Here is a 1,877-nt window from a genome sequence, read left to right on the forward strand (position 1 = left end):
TGTGGTATCACAGAACGCATACTTGTCGCGTAACTGAATAGACTATGAAGAGTCTAAAGGTTAGAGACGTATTACGCGCTGCATTAGCTGCTTTTGTTTCAGGGGAGATGTTTAGCAGTAAGTGTTTTACGATAGATGGTAAATTGCTTGCCTAACATAAGCGTATTAGCGACTTTTGTATCGCGATGAGTAAAGGTGCTTTTTTGTCGTTAGGGTCTGGTAAGAATGTGTAACAGTGCTAGTGATAGCTTGCCATTTTAGGTGGTTAATTTAGCATCAATTTTTTTTGGATATAAAGTAGTGGATTATCGGATGGATGCAGATACTTAGTGAAGATAAGTATATCAGGTCCACTGCGGGATGCTAGATAGGACATCGCAACATATGCTGCTGAGAGGAATATTAATGCCCTGTAAAAGAGTGTTGAAAAGTTCCACGTAGCAACTTTAAAGGTATTGGAAGATTTTTTTACAGCATTGTGATATAAGCAGCATAATACTGCTGACTTAGTATGTTTTGTCAGAGTTTTGAGATGAGCAGTTGCTTGGAGCATTGCGTATATTGCGATAAAGCTTGTAAAAAATGGTAGCATATTTTGTAGTGTGCCTGTGAGGTGACTATAAATAAGGAGGGCCTGCGTGTGGATGCGTGCGGTGGTGATCCCATGAGCATATTTGGCTTGTGGTATGAGGAAGTACTAAGGGTGAAGAGCGTGAGGGAACCCTCTGCTATGGTTCTTGCCACCTGTGATTCTGAAAATAGGCCTTCTGCCAGAGTGGTGTTGCTCAAGAGGTACAGTGACGCTGGGTTTGAGTTTTATACAAATCTTGAAAGCAGAAAGGCAAGGGAAATAACTTTGAATCCATGTGTTTCTCTGGTTTTTGATTGGAGGCCTATCTATAAACAGGTGCGTGTAGAGGGGATTGCTGAGTTTATGGATGCCAGTGAGTCAGATGCATACTTTGCATCTAGATCGAGAGAGAGTCAGATAGGAGCTTGGTGTTCTAGACAGTCTATGATCCTCGAAGATAGGGATGTGCTGTTGTCTAAAATAGAACTTATGGAACGAGAATATGAAGGACGAGAGATTCCAAGGCCGAAATTCTGGGGAGGTATTAGGGTAGTTCCAAACGTGATCGAATTTTGGATGGATGGTAAGCATAGGTTGCATGATAGGAAGCAGTATAGTAGAAATATCGATGGGATATGGACATCAGTTTATCTGTATCCTTAGCGGATAGCTGCTCCTGGCTTAAGTTTGTAGGAGGCTAGAAGTTTTGGCGTATTACTAGCAGTTTACGGTAACCAAGGTTTACAGTGCTTTTAAACCCAACGATCGAGAATCTTGCTGCGGTTGTGTAATAGACTTGCATACAGCTGTCTTTACAGGATGTTATCCATTTTCAGCCAAGGAGAGTAGATATAGCAAAAACATCTTCATATGTAGAAAGCAAGTTAGAAGGTGAGAAGAGTACTAAAGATGTATGGGATAACGCAGCATACTGAGGTCTAGTTTGGTCTTCGGAGACGGAGACAATTTCTTCAACAAGTTAGCTAACCTAGTGAGAGTAATTCCATTTATTCCCCTGTTCGTAGGAGGAAAAAATCCATTGCACCCTGTACATGTTGATGATGCGTCTACGTTGATGTCTTCTTGATAGAGAATTAAGTTTCATAAGGATAATATGAGTTGCAGGTACTAAAGTTTATTCTTTGAGAGAGCATATAAAGTTTGTTCTTGTGAGGAAGAAGCCTATGCTATCGATTCTAAGTAAAATGGCCAAGTTCGTGCTGAAATCTGCTAAAGAATGCGCACAATATCAGAAGGCTCAATGTTCCAAGCACTCGGCCACAACCTTTACATCACTGTCAGAAAC

General features: G+C 41.0%; 1 protein-coding gene. It reads left to right on the forward strand.

Going from position 1 to position 1,877, the window contains the following annotated elements:
* Positions 1-613: 613 nt before the first annotated feature.
* Positions 614-1,234, forward strand: coding sequence for a pyridoxamine 5'-phosphate oxidase (pdxH, locus tag KPX09_RS05150; protein ID WP_346017246.1), 621 nt, complete (start codon positions 614-616; stop codon positions 1,232-1,234).
* Positions 1,235-1,877 lie beyond the last annotated feature (643 nt).

Source organism: Anaplasma phagocytophilum (genome assembly GCF_023476575.1).
Lineage (GTDB): Bacteria > Pseudomonadota > Alphaproteobacteria > Rickettsiales > Anaplasmataceae > Anaplasma > Anaplasma phagocytophilum_A.